The sequence below is a fragment of the Mesorhizobium sp. M5C.F.Ca.IN.020.29.1.1 genome (genome assembly GCF_003997375.1).
Lineage (GTDB): Bacteria > Pseudomonadota > Alphaproteobacteria > Rhizobiales > Rhizobiaceae > Mesorhizobium > Mesorhizobium wenxiniae.
This window is the reverse complement of sequence record NZ_RZSW01000114.1, coordinates 1-13,873: the sequence shown is the minus strand read 5'-3', so window position 1 is coordinate 13,873 and position 13,873 is coordinate 1. Positions and strand designations below refer to the sequence as shown.

At 62.7% G+C, this 13,873-nt stretch carries 12 protein-coding genes and 1 pseudogene; 12 read left to right on the top strand and 1 reads right to left on the bottom strand.

Annotated elements, in window-relative coordinates; genetic code table 11:
- Positions 1 to 473 (bottom strand): annotated as a pseudogene (locus EOA85_RS12140) (type VI secretion system ATPase TssH); the annotation flags it as partial.
- A gap of 332 nt (positions 474 to 805) precedes the next feature.
- Here EOA85_RS12140 and tssA point away from each other — a divergent pair.
- From tssA to tssM, 12 genes are all read left to right on the top strand, one after another.
- The gene (gene tssA / locus EOA85_RS12135) at positions 806 to 1,975 is read left to right on the top strand and encodes a type VI secretion system protein TssA (protein ID WP_065006950.1); all 1,170 of its coding nucleotides are present in this window, start codon (positions 806 to 808) and stop codon (positions 1,973 to 1,975) included.
- A 6-nt stretch (positions 1,976 to 1,981) separates the two neighbouring features.
- Positions 1,982 to 2,521, top strand: coding sequence for a type VI secretion system contractile sheath small subunit (tssB, locus tag EOA85_RS12130; RefSeq protein WP_065006836.1), 540 nt, complete (start codon positions 1,982 to 1,984; stop codon positions 2,519 to 2,521).
- Positions 2,522 to 2,524: 3 nt separating this feature from the next.
- Positions 2,525 to 4,030 (top strand): type VI secretion system contractile sheath large subunit, encoded by a 1,506-nt coding sequence (gene tssC / locus EOA85_RS12125; protein WP_127209572.1) that lies wholly within the window; start codon positions 2,525 to 2,527, stop codon positions 4,028 to 4,030.
- Between the two features lie 48 nt (positions 4,031 to 4,078).
- Positions 4,079 to 4,534 (top strand): Hcp family type VI secretion system effector, encoded by a 456-nt coding sequence (locus EOA85_RS12120; protein WP_065006838.1) that lies wholly within the window; start codon positions 4,079 to 4,081, stop codon positions 4,532 to 4,534.
- On the top strand, positions 4,521 to 5,276 hold the full coding sequence (gene tssE, locus EOA85_RS12115; RefSeq protein ID WP_127209571.1) for a type VI secretion system baseplate subunit TssE: 756 nt from the start codon (positions 4,521 to 4,523) through the stop codon (positions 5,274 to 5,276). The genes EOA85_RS12120 and tssE overlap by 14 nt, the downstream gene beginning before the upstream one ends.
- 1 nt (position 5,277) lies before the next feature.
- Complete coding sequence (tssF, locus tag EOA85_RS12110; RefSeq protein WP_127209570.1) at positions 5,278 to 7,152, top strand: type VI secretion system baseplate subunit TssF; 1,875 nt, start codon at positions 5,278 to 5,280, stop codon at positions 7,150 to 7,152.
- Entirely contained in the window at positions 7,116 to 8,201 is a 1,086-nt protein-coding gene (gene tssG, locus EOA85_RS12105; protein ID WP_127209569.1) for a type VI secretion system baseplate subunit TssG, read from the top strand. Before tssF ends, tssG begins: the two co-directional genes overlap by 37 nt.
- Entirely contained in the window at positions 8,198 to 9,679 is a 1,482-nt protein-coding gene (tagH, locus tag EOA85_RS12100) for a type VI secretion system-associated FHA domain protein TagH (protein WP_127209568.1), read from the top strand. The genes tssG and tagH overlap by 4 nt, the downstream gene beginning before the upstream one ends.
- Before the next feature lie 3 nt (positions 9,680 to 9,682).
- Positions 9,683 to 10,135, top strand: a complete 453-nt coding sequence (tssJ, locus tag EOA85_RS12095) for a type VI secretion system lipoprotein TssJ (RefSeq protein ID WP_023801306.1) — start codon at positions 9,683 to 9,685, stop codon at positions 10,133 to 10,135.
- 39 nt (positions 10,136 to 10,174) lie between these two features.
- Positions 10,175 to 11,509 carry a type VI secretion system baseplate subunit TssK gene (gene tssK / locus EOA85_RS12090; RefSeq protein ID WP_127209567.1) on the top strand — a complete coding sequence of 445 codons (1,335 nt, stop codon included), beginning with the start codon at positions 10,175 to 10,177 and terminating at the stop codon, positions 11,507 to 11,509.
- Positions 11,510 to 11,513: 4 nt separating this feature from the next.
- Complete coding sequence (gene icmH / locus EOA85_RS12085) at positions 11,514 to 12,836, top strand: type IVB secretion system protein IcmH/DotU (protein ID WP_127209573.1); 1,323 nt, start codon at positions 11,514 to 11,516, stop codon at positions 12,834 to 12,836.
- Between the two features lies 1 nt (position 12,837).
- On the top strand, positions 12,838 to 13,873 hold a 1,036-nt coding region (gene tssM / locus EOA85_RS12080; protein WP_127209566.1), incomplete at its 3' end, for a type VI secretion system membrane subunit TssM.

Below are 13,873 nucleotides of genomic sequence, written 5' to 3'. Positions count from 1 at the left end.
TCTGCGAACCGCGCAATGACGGCCTGCGCATCGATCTTGTCGAATTCACCGCTGATCTTTGACAGCAATCCTTCCAGCACCGGCGTCTTCAGGCAGGCGAGCAGAATATGCGCACTGCGCACTTCCTCGACGCCGAACTCCAGCCCCGCCAGGCTCCAGGCTTCCTGGATGGCGTGAAAGATATGATCGGAAAACTCCTCGATCGAAGTGGCGCCATAGGGCAGCTTGTCGACGGCGCGGGTCATATCGGCCGTGAGCCGGCTCGCATCCACCCCGGCGTCGGCAATTATCAGCTGCATGTCCGAGCGCTCGGAAAGCACCAGCTGTTCGATCCAGTGAACGAGCTCGACATAAGGATTGCCGCGCAGTTTGGCGGTGTCGGCCGCAGCCTTGAAGGCGCGCAAACAGACGGGGTTGAGCTTACCGACCAGTTCCTTGCGTTTGAAGCTCTGCGACGACCGGCGCTGTTCCATTGAACTTGCTCCTCCAATCTGCCAGGCAATAAACTGCCACATAAGCAGCGACTTGACAAAGAGCGTTATCGACGGGGCGTCTGGCTGTTCGAACCAGTCGACTTCTTCCCTGACAGCAAAGCCGACGCCTTCGGCTACAAACAGCCGTGGAGTGCCCAGCTCTTGCGGATGCCTTCACATACAGGGTTCGACAATTGCGCCAGCGATTTCGAGCTCAGGCCCCGCTCTGCAAGCTTCCATTAAGATTGAGCAGCAACTAAATTGTGGTAAAGTGTCGCGGTGTGGTAACGTTGGGTCACGCACGGCCCAGGAGCCGCTCGCTGGGGGATGGTGTGATTGATCTCGCACTCTGGCTGAATCCGCTGGACGGTGAAAATCCGTCAGGGGAGGATTTGCGCAACGATCCAGCCTTTCATGAGCTGGAGCGTCTGACGGAACAGCAGAAAAAGGTCGAGTATCAAGGGAACGCCAAGTTAGAAGTTGCCGTTCCGATCGACTGGTCCACCGTGCTCACCAAGGCCGAAGAGCTGCGTCCACACGGCCGGGACCTGCGCCTCCTCGTCATCGTTACGCGTGCTCTGGCCAACGAGTATCGGCTGGCCGGGCTGGCTGAGGGCCTGACCCTCATAGCGCAGACCTTCGATCAGCACTGGGCAACCATGCACCCGGCCCTGCGGTCCGGTGCTACGCCGCGCGACGCCGCCCTGCGCCGCATCAATGCGCTGACTGACCTCCAGAACAGTCAGGATGGCCTGCTCAAGGATTTGCGGAAAATGACGTTTTTCGCGCCGCGTGCAATCGGCCCGATCCTCGGCGAAGATCTGGAGAAGGGCGCGCTCGACGAGCGTGTCATGCTTCAGGAAGCGGCCTCGGGAATGAACGCGACCGAGAAGGCGGCTCTGGCGAGCGCGCACAGCCAATTGGTGAACCGGGTGCGCAGCGCATGCGCCGCACAGATCGATCAGGCCGGCGCGGAGATGACGTCGCTCTTTGCCAATGCGCGCGCCGCGATCGCGGCCCTCGAGGCGGTGGAGACCGCACTCAATGCCCGCATCGAGGGCAGCGGCGCCACCGTTCCGGAATTAAAGCGGTTTCTGCAGCGTTTGCTGACGACCCTCGAACGAAACTCGGCCGCCGGCGTCACCGCGAATGGCGCCGCAAAGCCTGTTTCCGCGCCTGCAGAACCAGCAGCGCCTGTTCGAAACGGTAATGGAGCCGATACGATGGCAAGTATGGCAAGTTACGCGGAACCGAGCACGGGGCTCCCGGATCGGATTTCCTCGCGCGACGACGTCGTGAAATGCCTGGACCTTGTCGTGGCCTTCTATGACCGCACCGAACCGTCGAGCCCGATCCCGCACCTCGCCCGCCGCGTGCGCCGGATGGTGCATATGGATTTCGTTGAACTGATGGAAGATCTCGCCCCGTCGGGGCTGAAGGAATTCCGGCTTCTTGCCGGCGTTCCCGATGCCAAGAAGACGGCTCAGAAGGATGAAAGGTAACAAGCCATGCCAGCCGAAAGTAAAGCGAAGGTCATCGAACGAAATCGCGCTCCGCGCGTGCAGATCGCCTATGACGTGGAGACCTACGGCAGCCCGACGACGATCGAACTGCCGTTTGTCATGGGTGTGATGGCCGATCTCTCCGGCGCTTCACAGACCAGGGAAGCGTCGAAATCGGTGCTGGACCGCGCCTTTGTCGAGACCGACGCCAACCGCTTCCCCAAGTTCATGGAGGCACTCGGGCCACGCGTGAAAGCCCGAGTGAAAAATACACTACCCCAGGCTGAAGGCGCCGAACGGGACGAGGAACTGGCGCTTGACCTCACCTTCACCAAAATGGGTGATTTCGCGCCGGACAAGATCGCCGAGCAAGTTCCGCAATTGGCCGAAATCCTCAAGATGCGTCGTCAGCTCGAGGAACTGCTCGGCTTCATGGACGGCCGTGTCGACGCCGAAAAGCGCATAGCGCAACTTCTGAACAACGAGCCGCTTCTCGGCAAGATCGCCAACCAGGCATTATCCGACGACGACAAGGTTCAGGAGTAAATCATGGCCGAACAACAAAAAACCACAGCCGTTGCCGCTGAGGCGGAAGCCATCGACCTCGGAGAATTCAGCGGGCTCCTCGAGAAGGATTTCAAGGTCAAGAAGGACGACAGCGAAAAGCTGCAGCAACTCGTGCGCAATCTTGCGCTCGCGGCGCAGTCCCGTTCCGACACCACAACCATCTCGTCCAACGCGATCAAGTCGATCAAGTCGCTGATCGCGGGCATAGACAAGATGCTGTCGGAGCAGGTGAACGAGATCCTGCATGCGCCGGAAGTGCGCGAAATGGAAGGCACATGGCGCGGCCTCTGGTATCTCGTCAACAACACCGAGACGGATCAGAAGCTGAAGATCCGGGTGATGAATATTTCCAAGGAGCAACTCGCCGACACGCTTGAAGACTATGAAGGCCAGATGTGGGACCAAAGCCCGATCTTCAAGAAAGTCTATACGGACGAGTATTCGATGCTGGGCGGCGAGCCGATTGGTTGCCTGGTCGGCGCCTACGAATTCTCGAACCATCCGCGTGACGTCGGCCTGCTGCGCAATATGTCGGGTGTGTGTGCCTCCGCGCATACGCCGTTCATCGCCGCCGCCTCGCCCCGCCTGTTCCGCATGGACAGCTGGCAGGAACTGCCGAACCCGCAGGACCTTCAGATGATCGTCTCAAACCCGGCCTATGCCTCGTGGCAATCGCTGCGCGAGAGCGAGGACGCGCGCTACATCGGCCTGACCATGCCCCGCGTCCTGGCACGACTGCCGTATGGCGCGGAGACCGTTCCGGTGAAGGGCTTCACCTTCGAGGAAGAGGTGCACGGCGACCACAACAAATATGTCTGGATGAACGCCGCCTTCCCGATGGGCGTCAACATAAACCGCAGTCACAAGCTCTATGGCTGGGGCACGCAGATCCGCGGCGTCGAGAATGGCGGCACGGTGCTCAACCTGCCGGTGCACAGCTTCCCGACCGACGACGGGTCGATCGCGATGAAATGTCCGACGGAAGTCGCCATCGACGACCGGCGCGAGGCAGAACTGGCCAAGCTGGGGCTGATGCCCATCCTGCACAGGAAAAACACGGATCTCGCGGCTTTCATCGGCGCGCATTCGCTGCAGGACGACGAGACACGTGCCGGCCGGCTGGTCGATCCCGACGCACAGTCGAACGAGCGGCTGAGCGCCAACCTGCCCTATCTTTTCCCGGTTTCGCGCTTTGCGCACTACCTCAAGGCCATTGCGCGCGACAAGATCGGGTCGTTCAAGGAACGCTCCGACATGCAGATCTGGTTGACCGAGTGGATCAACCGATACGTGCTGGCCAACCCCGCCTTTGCCGACGACAAGGCGCGCGCCAAGCGTCCGCTTGCTGCGGCTGAGGTCCAGGTCGACAGCGTGGAAGGACGGCCGGGCTACTACAATGCTCGCTTCTATCTGCGTCCGCATTACCAGTTGGAGGGCATCAACGCTTCGCTCCGACTGGTGTCGGAACTCCCGTCCGTAAAGACTTGATTCGCAGCAACTACACCTTGTTCTGTTTGAAAGCGGTGGAGAAAGACAATGCCAGTGAAAATTGATGGTTTTCTAAAGGTTCCGGATATCAAAGGTCCAAGCGTTCGAGACGGCCACGAGGATGAAATCGAAGTGCATGGGGTCGACTACAAGATAATCGCGCCGTACGATCCGAATTCGCTCTCACGCCGCGGTCGTGTGTCCCTGGGCATGATCAAGTTCACCAAGCACTATGACAAGTCCTCGCCCTATCTGAAAAAAGCGCTGTTCGACAACAAGGCGCTGGACGAAGTTGTGTTCTCCGCCCGCCGGACCATCGATGGCGAGACCAGCGACTATCTGGTCGTTACCCTGACCGACGCTTCCATAATGGAATACGACATGCAACAGGCCGAAGATGAAGCGGACCTGATCGAGGAGGAGGTCAGCTTCGCCTACAAGAAGATCAAGTTCGTCTATAACAAGGATGACGAAATCGAAATGGATGTCTATGTCGGCAAGTGAGGTGCGGCGGCCCGGCGCGGACAAGCTACAGGTAACCGGTAGTTCGCGAGCGAAACGCGAAGCGGTCCAGCCCTCTCTTTGGGACCGCCTCGTCAACGACCTGCCGGGCGTGACCTCCGAGATAGACGGGCTGCGCCAGACCTTACAGGACGAGCTTGGCGCGGACCGGCTGGATGCCCTGCTGGCGGGCAGCGCGCGGCTTATCGATACCGACGCGGAGCTGACGCCCGATCAGAAGCGGCGTCTGCAGCGCCTGGCCTTTCAGACCCAACACCGCGCGGAGATCGAAAGCCGTGGCGTGGTCGTATCCGCCCGCGTCCTCAAGGAGGCCGTGCGGCGCGACATCGAGGCCTTGTTCAACACCGAGCGTTTCGAAGCTGTTCCGCTTCTCTCCGATTTCGAAAGTGAACAGGCCGCAGACAATCCGCCATCATTGGCCGATTTTCCGGAGGTGCGCCGAAGTGTAGTCAACTACGGTGTGCCTTCCTTTTCGGGCCGTTCGTCCCGCGACTTTGATCGCGAGACCCTGGCGCGCGAGATCCGCTCGGTCCTTGCCACGTTCGAGCCCCGTCTCAAGGAAAGCGCAACCAAGGTAACGGTGACCCTCGGTGACAAAAGTGTGGGCCTTAAGATCGAGATAGACGCCGTGCTGATCATGACGCCGACGCCGGAACGCATGCGCCTGCGCACCACGATCAATCTCGACAACGGCCTGGCGCGGACCGAATTTAGGGAAAGCTGAGATGGATCGGGTCTTCGTAGAATATTACGAGGAGGAACTGACCCATATCCGCGGACTCGCGGCGGAATTTGCCGACATGCATCCGGCGGTGGCGCGCAATCTTTCGCTCGATACGGTCCCCTGCCCGGACCCGTATGTCGAGCGGCTGCTTGACGGCGTCGCTTTCCTCGCCGCGCGCACCCGGTTGAAAGTCGATGCCGAGCGTTCGCGGTTTTCACGCAGCGTCCTGGATGTCCTCTATCCCGATCTGGTTACGCCGGCGCCGGCAACGGCGATGGCAGTGCTGAAACCCGGCCAGCAGGTCCAGTCGATGATTGCCGGCCATGTCGTCAACCGGAACACGCGGCTGGTGTCCAGTCTGCAACCCGGCCTGTCGACGCGCTGCACATTCACCACCGCGCAGGAAATGACGCTTTGGCCGATAACGATCACCTCGGTAAGCTATTTCCAGGATCGCAGCGGGTTGGCAGCGGCCGGCATAACACCGATCGGCGGCGTTGGCGGCGAGGCGGCGCTGCGTATCACGCTGGGTCGGGCCGGAAAAGGCAGGCTCGACGAACTGGCGCTTGAGCGGCTTGATTTCTATTTCGCCGGGCGCGCCAAAGCGCCATTGCTGTTCGACGCGATTTTCGGCGCCTGCTCGGCCGTTGGTGCACGAGCCGAGGGTAAGGCCAATCCGCTATCGCCTTTGCCAGGGCCCGAAATGGTCGGCATCAGCGACGACGAGGCGTTGATGCCTCGAACCCGTCCGACATTCGAAGGGTACCGTCTGCTGCGCGAATATTTCATGATGCCCGAGCGCTTTCACTACGTGCGGGTTTCAGGACTGCAATCGGTCGTGCGCAGATGCGACGCCGGGCTCGAGATCATCTTCATGTTCCGGCGTCCGGTACCCGAACTTGCCGATGTGACGCCGGCGGATTTTGAACTTTTTGCGACGCCGATCATCAACCTCTTCGAGCGTGACTGCAACGTCATCGAGCTTGATCCGCGCAGAACGCGGCAAGTGCTGCATGCCGACCGCACGCGGGCGCGGGACTTCGAAATCTATCGGGTGACCCACGTCGAGGACGCCGACGCCGAGGGCCCCGACGCCGAAATTCCGGAGCTCTTCAGCCTGGGGCAAAACCGCAGCAATGGCTGGGTCTATTCCACCGAACGGCGCCCTCGCCGGGCCACCGAAGATGAACGGCGCGACGGGTTGACCCGCACCTCATACACTGGAGACGACGTTTTCCTATCGGTTTCACGGCCGGTCGGAAGTCCGGCGAACCGGCCGCTGAAGCGTCTCGACATCGTGGCGCTTTGCACCAACCGGGACCTGCCGATCCTCGACGACAACCCTACCTTGACGCTGGAGACTGGCGATCCGGTCGAAACGATCCGGCTTATCGGTGCGTTGCGCCCGCCCCAGCCGGCTATCCCGGCCGCGCTGCCGGCGGGCGCCCAAGGCGAGTCCCGCGCCGACAATCTCGCCTGGCGGCTGGTGGCGCAGCTGGCGCTCAACTTTCTCAGCCTTGCCAAGGAAGGCCGCGGTGTCGATCCGCTGCATGCGCTGCTCGATCTCTATGCCGACCGGGGAGATCCGAGCCTCGCCCGCAATGTGCACTCGATTGTTCGCATCGACTCGCGGTCCGTCGTCGAACGGCTGCAGATCGATGGGCCGATGTGCTTCGGACGGGGCACGGAAGTGACGCTGCATGTGGACCAGTCGGTTTTGGCAGGGCAAAGCACATTGCTGCTTTCAGCCTTGCTTGCACGGCTGTTTGCCCGTCACGCCGGACTAAACGGCTTTGTGCGGACCCGCACGCGGCTGCTGCAGAAGCAGGAGGATGTGCCATGGCCGATGACGCCCGGCAATCGCTACCTGATCTAGACAAATTCGACTTGGACCGGGTCGAAGAGCTGGATGATACATTCGATTTTTTCGAACTGTTGCGCCGGCTCGAACGCAGGGGCGGGCTATTCGGCTATTCCGGCCACGCGGATCGCGAGCCGGCAAGGCTCGGGCAGCATGTGCGTCTTAGCTTTTCCGCCAAGGACGTGGTTGCGTTCCGCGAAGCGAAGGACAAGACGCCGGGGAAGGTCGGGACGCCGGCCCGGGTCACGGTTGCAAATCTCGGGCTGATGGGACCGGAAGGTCCGATGCCGCTTCATTTGACACGTTGGGTGCTCGATCGTCTGTCGCAGCGCTGGTTCACCGGCGCCGACGCACGGCAGACCAGCGACACGACGTTCGTGGACTTCGTCAATATCCTCCAGCACCGCATGATCGCCCTGTACTATCGGGCCTGGGCCGACGCGCATCCGGCAGTACAGGTCGAACGGGCGGTCGGCGGCCGGGTAAGGGCCATGCTTGAAGCCATGGCGGGAATCGGACTTCCCGGCACCGACAATCTCGATCTCGACGCAGTGAAGCTTCGCCAGGCCGCGTCGCTCGCCAGCCAGGTCGACGGTCCGGAGCGGCTGACACTGTTCCTGGCGGAAGCGTTCAAGGTGCCGGTCCAGATCAAGGAGTTCGTTGCTACCTGGATGACCATACCGGCGTCGCTCCAGACCCGACTTGCCCAAGCTTACGCGGTTCTGGGTCGCGGGGCGACGATCGGCCCGCGCGTTTTCAGCCGCCAAAGCAGGATCGAACTCCGCGTCGGCCCGCTTGGGTATGAGGAGTTCAAAACGTTCCTGCCGGGCGGTCAACGTCTGAAAATGTTCAAACAGGCCGTTCGTGACATGGTTGGGGAATCGCTTGATGTCGATCTGCGGATCGTGCTCGCGCGTGAAGCAGTGCCGCAGCCCCGTATCGGAGCGGTGCAGCTCGGCCGAACCAGCTGGCTTGCGCGGCCCGCTGAAAGGGGCGATGCTGACGATATGCGGCTGCGGACAATCGTCGGATGGCGGCCGGAAATGGCGGAGGTCGCGGCATGAGTCTGCTGCTGACGCTGGAGCACGGGCCACGGACCCAGGCGGTACGGCAGACCCGGCTGGACGAAGGTGAACTGGTGATCGGCCGTAGCGCGGACGCGGGCTGGCAGATCGACGATCCCGACATGTTCGTTTCACGCGCCCATTGCAGGATCACCGGCGGGCGGGATGGGTATTTCGTTACCGACACATCAAGCAGCGGCTTGTTCATAAACGACTCCGACAGCCCGCTCGGCGCCGGGACGTCGGTCCGTCTTCAGAACGGCATGCGGCTGAGGCTGGGCGACTACATCGTAGGCGTCGATCTGCAGACGCCGGCCGCTCAAGCACCAGCAGCCAGCCAATCGTTCCCGGAACGGTCGCCGCCGGCATCACGAGCGCCGGTAAGCATCAGCCGCGATGATTTCTTTTCAGCCACGGTCGAAGAAGAGCCGCGCCGACCGCGCCCCGCCGATCTGCCGAACCCGTTCGAGCAGCCAATTCCAGGAGCGTTCGAGCGCGCCAACCAGCGCAGTTCGCCTGCCTTCGACGACCCTTTCAGCCTCGACCCGGTAGCGACGCCCGCGCCAAGAGGCGCTGCCTTTTCCGAACCACGTGGTGCGTCAGGCCCCGCAGACCCATTTAGCCTCGATCCCACGCCTTCCGGTGCAAGCGAGCCCGTTCGGGGCCAGTCCACTCCAGGCCAGCCTGTTCCAGGAAGGTCATCCGATTTCGATGACGATTTCGGTTTCGGGCCGGCCGCCTCGCCCGATTTGAGAAACGGTGCCGGCTCGACGGGTCAACGCCAACACATCGCCGGAAGGCCGCAGTCGGCCAGTCCCTGGGATTTGCCTGGCCAGGCGGCAGATATCCCTTCTCCGCCACGTGCAGGCGTTGCGCCCGCCCCCTCCCCGGCAGCGGTGCAACAGGCGAACACGGCGCTTCGCACCGCGTTCTTGAGTGGCATGGGCATTGAGGAAGCCGATTTTCCCGGACGCGACAGCGTCGCGGAAATGGAGAAATTCGGTCGCGAGTATCGGCTCATGATGGAAGGCCTGATGCAGCTGCTGCGCAAGCGAGCCGAGGAAAAGGGGAACGCTCGCGTCGCCCAGACGGTGGTGGGGGCCTCTGAAGTCAATCCGCTCAAGTTTCTGCCGACGGTCGACGACGTCATCGTGACCCTTATCGCCGAGCGCAGCCCCGGATTTCTGGCCGGCGAAGCCGCAATCGCCGACGCCGTCCGCGATCTCGCGCAACATCACGTGCGCGCATGGCGAGGCGTGCAGTCCGCGTTGCGGCGAATGATTGACCGTTTTGACCCGGCAGCGATCGAGAAAGAGCTCAAGTCGAGTTCCGCGATCGGCACCCTGCTTTCCGGCGGGCGCAGCGCCAAGCTGTGGGAGCTATACCAGAAACGCCATCGTGAAATCGCCCAGAGTGCGGAATCGAGCTTCCTCGGCGAAATCGGCGCTGATTTTCGGGATGCATATGAGGAGGAGTGAAAAATGATCGATCGCCGTGAATTTATCGTTGCCCTGGGCGCAACCGGGCTGCTGGCGGCTTGCCAGAGTGGTCCGCCAAAACCATCGGCGGTCACTGTCAATCTGACCGGGGCGGCCGGCATGAACCCGGGACCAGGTGGCGGCGACCGGCCCGTGACGGTCCTCGTGATGCGGCTGCGCAGCACCGGTAAATTCAACTCGGCCGATTATTTCGCGTTGCAGGGGGATGCCGGCTCCGCACTCGCAGGCGATCTCATCGGATCCGACCAGATCTCCGTCGGGCCTGGAAAGACCGCCTCCAAAACCATCACGGTCGAGCCGGACGCGGCTGCGCTGGGCTTCGTTGCCCTCGTTCGCGAGCCCGGCGGCCGGACCTGGCGTACGACCAAGTCGGTGTCGTCGGGATCAACAGTTACCGTCAACGTCACGCTTGGCAGCGGCGGCATTTCCGCCTAGCGGCCAGGGCAAGGGGTGCTCGATGCAGGAAGTAGCGGCATGAGCGATGCAAACAGGGTGCTGTGGTCCGAAGGCCTGTTTCTCCGGACCCAGCATTTTCAGCAGCAGGATCGCTTCTTCGAGGCGACGGTGCGCGGCGCGTTGCAGGCCGGGCAGCTGCATACGTTCGGCTTTCAGCAGCTGACGCTGGACCAGGCAATGCTCGATGCCGGCCAGGTCTCGATCCTGTCGGCACGGGGCATCTTTCCGGATGCAACCCCCTTCTCCATCCCTGACCTGATGGACGCGCCGCGACCGCTGCCGGTCACCGCCGATACCGGCGCCGGACCGGTGCTGGTCGCCCTGCCGCTCGAACCTGCCGGCGGTGTCGGCTTCGATCCGGCGCACGCCGCATCGACAGGCGCACGCTATCATGGGCGGATCGTTTCGGTGCGCGACGCCGTCCAGGGCGGTGCGGATCCTGAAGAAATCGAAATCGCCCGCCCGCAGGCGCTGCTGATTGCACCGGGAAAATCGGTTGGCGGCTACACCGCCCTGCCCATAGCCGACATCAAAGGGGTTAGAGCCGACGGCGGCGTCTCCCTGGACGAGACGTTCCTGCCGCCGACACTGGTTACCGGGGCGGTGGCCTGGTACCGGCAGCTGCTTCTGGAAGTCGTCACCGGCCTCGACCAGATCGCCGAGGCGCATGGCAAAATGGTCATGGGCGGACCGGGGCGCAGCGTCGAAGACCTGCTGATGCTCAATCTCGCCAATGCGGCGCGTCCGCGGCTGGCCCACATGCTGGCTCAGGATGTCTTCCATCCGGCCGAGCTTTACCTGGAGCTTGCCGGTCTTGCCGGCTCAATGGCGACCTATGGCTCGAGCGCGCGACGGCTGAGCGAGTTGCCGGCCTACGATCACATGGCGCCCGGCCCCGCCTATTCGGCGCTGGCCGACGCCTTGCGCTCGCTCATCCTGAGCCTGCGTTACATCGAGCCTAAATCACGCGCACTGCCGGTCATGCGGCATTCGACCAATGTCTGGAAAATCCGCATCGACAACCCGAAGCTGCTGGTGGCCAGCCGAATCGTCATCCGGGTCGGTTCCGAGCTGTCGGAGGATGCCTTGCGCAAGATTTTCGTCAACCAGGCGACCGTCGGTTCGGCCGATCAGTTCGAGGGCCTGTGGAAGTCCCGTCTACCCGGCATCCCGCTGAAGCCGCTTCATTCCCAGCCGCGCGAAATCCCCTACGACGGCGATCGGCTGTGCCTTGAGCTGGATCAGAAAAGCGAGCACTGGGCCTCGCTGCTCGATGCCCCCGGCTTCGTCATCGGCGTGTCGGGCGTGCTGCCGAGCGAGCCGCAAGTCGACTGCTATTCGGTAAACAGGTGAGATGATGAGCCGGGATGATCCTTTCGGACTGTCGGAGGATCGCGAACGCACCCGCATACGACTAACCGGCGCGCCGATGCCGCGACCGATGGCGCCACTGTTGTCGGGTGTGCCAATCAAACGGTCGCGCACGCATCCCAACACGCTGGTCAACGCATTCGCGCCGCTGCTCGAGTTCGCGCCCGAGCTTGAAAGCGCACTGCCGCCGGAAAACCCGGAAGCGCTGCGCACCCGGCTGCTCGATGAGTTGGTTCGGGCGCGTGACGCGGCAATGGCGGCGGGGTCCTCTCTGGAGCGCGCCGACCAGGCAGCCTGGGTGGTGGCGGCATTGCTCGACGATCTGGCTCTGAACACGCCATGGGGCGGCGCCAGCGCATGGCCGCGCCAGCCGCTTGTGGTTATGCTGCGAGGCGATGTCGATGCCGGCACGCAGTTCTTCACCCGTCTCGACGAACTGGAGCGGCATCCGAACCGGGATCGCGAATTGCTCGAACTGCAATATCATTGCCTGGCGCTGGGCTTCCGCGGCAAATATCGTGTTCCAGGCCGGTCGGGCGACCGCTCGCTCAATGCCGTTCGCGTTGCTGCGGCGCGCTTTCTGCGCGATGCCGATGCCGACGGTGCGCCGCTGTCGCCGAACTGGAAAGGCGTGATCGCATCCGACGAGCCGCAGCGCTTCATCGTGCCGATCTGGGTGATGGGGCTCGGCGCGGCGGTTCTCGCCACTGCAATCTATCTCGGGCTGTCGATGGGACTGAGCAGTCAGGCGGTTGAGCTTTCGACCCTGGTTCGTGCTTTGCCGCCGCCCACGCGCGGCGAAATCAGCCGGACATCGCCACAGGTCGACGCGCCACCGCCGGAGGCAGTGGATTTTGCGCTGGTGCCGGAGTTTCAGGCCGGAGCGCCGGCCAATCTCAGGGCCGCGCTCAGCGGCACCGAGAGCGTCTCGCTGGCCAGGCTGATCATTCAGGCCTCCAACCCCGAACTGTTCCAGTCGTCGCGGCCGACATTGACGGAAGGCTTCGAACCGCTGATCGGCTCAATCGCCAAAGTGATCCTCGCCAATCAGGAACTGATCGGCAACATCACCGTGGTCGGCCATACCGACAGTATTCCTTTGCAACGGTCCAATCCGCTTTCCACCAACCAGCGGCTGTCCGAAGCGCGCGCAGCAACCATTACCGAGATGCTGGTCCAGAACGGTGTGCCGCAGGACCGCATTCGCTTCGAAGGACGTGCAGCGACCGATCCAGTGGCCGACGACAGCACGCGCGCGGGACGGGCCTTGAACCGCCGCGTCGAGGTGCTGGTCGAAAAGAGGCTGTGAGATGTTCATCCTGCGCTTCCTGTGGGCGGTCCTGACATCGCGCTGGCTGTGGACGCTGATCGGCATCGCGCTGCTTTCCCTGGTTATCTGGGTGTTCGGCCCGATCGTCAGGGTCGGTGCTTACGAACCCTTCGCCTCGGAAAATGTCCGCATCGTCATCGTTGCGCTGCTGGTCATCTTCTGGCTGATCTGGCTGATCGTCGCGCAACGCCGGGCGATCCGGGCCAACCGCATGTTCGTCGCCGAAATCGCTGCGCCCGTGGTGGAAAAACCGCTGAGCCCCGGCGAAGAGAACGTCGCCGCCGTCGGCGCCAAGTTCGCCGAGGTGATGGTCGAATTGAAGCGCCGCAAGCTGGGCGGACGCAAGTTCCTACGCGAGATGCCCTGGTACGTGATCGTCGGGCCGCCGGCCACCGGCAAGACCACGGCCTTGCGCCAGTCCGGCCTGAACTTTCCGATCGACCTCACCGACGATCTGCAGGGGGTTGGCGGCACGCGCAACTGCGACTGGTTTTTCTCCGAGAACGCAGTTCTGATCGACACGGCGGGCCGCTACGTGCAGCAGGAGAGCCAGCCGGACGTCGATGCGGCGGAATGGCTGGGCTTCCTCGACCTCTTGAAAAAGCATCGCGGCCGCCGGGCGCTCAACGGCGTGATCGTCGCGCTGTCGATCGACGCGCTTTCAGAGGGCGACGAAGCCATCAAGGCGCATGGCCGCAAGATCCGTCGTCGCCTGGCAGAGCTCAACGACCGGCTCGAAATCCGCCTTCCAGTCTATCTGATGCTGACCAAGGCCGATCTGATCAAGGGTTTCGAGGCTTTCTTCGGCGGCCTGTCGACGGCCTCGCGCGAGCAGGTCTGGGGGACGACCTTTGCGCTGGATGCGCGGGTCGACGCAAAGACCATGGAGCGGGAAATCGCCACCCTTGCGACTGAACTCGAGCGGCGGCTGGTGCCGCGCCTGGAGGACGAGGACAAACTCGCCGCCCGCGCCGAGATTTTCAGGTTTCCCGCCCAGCTGACGAGCCTGTCCGAGC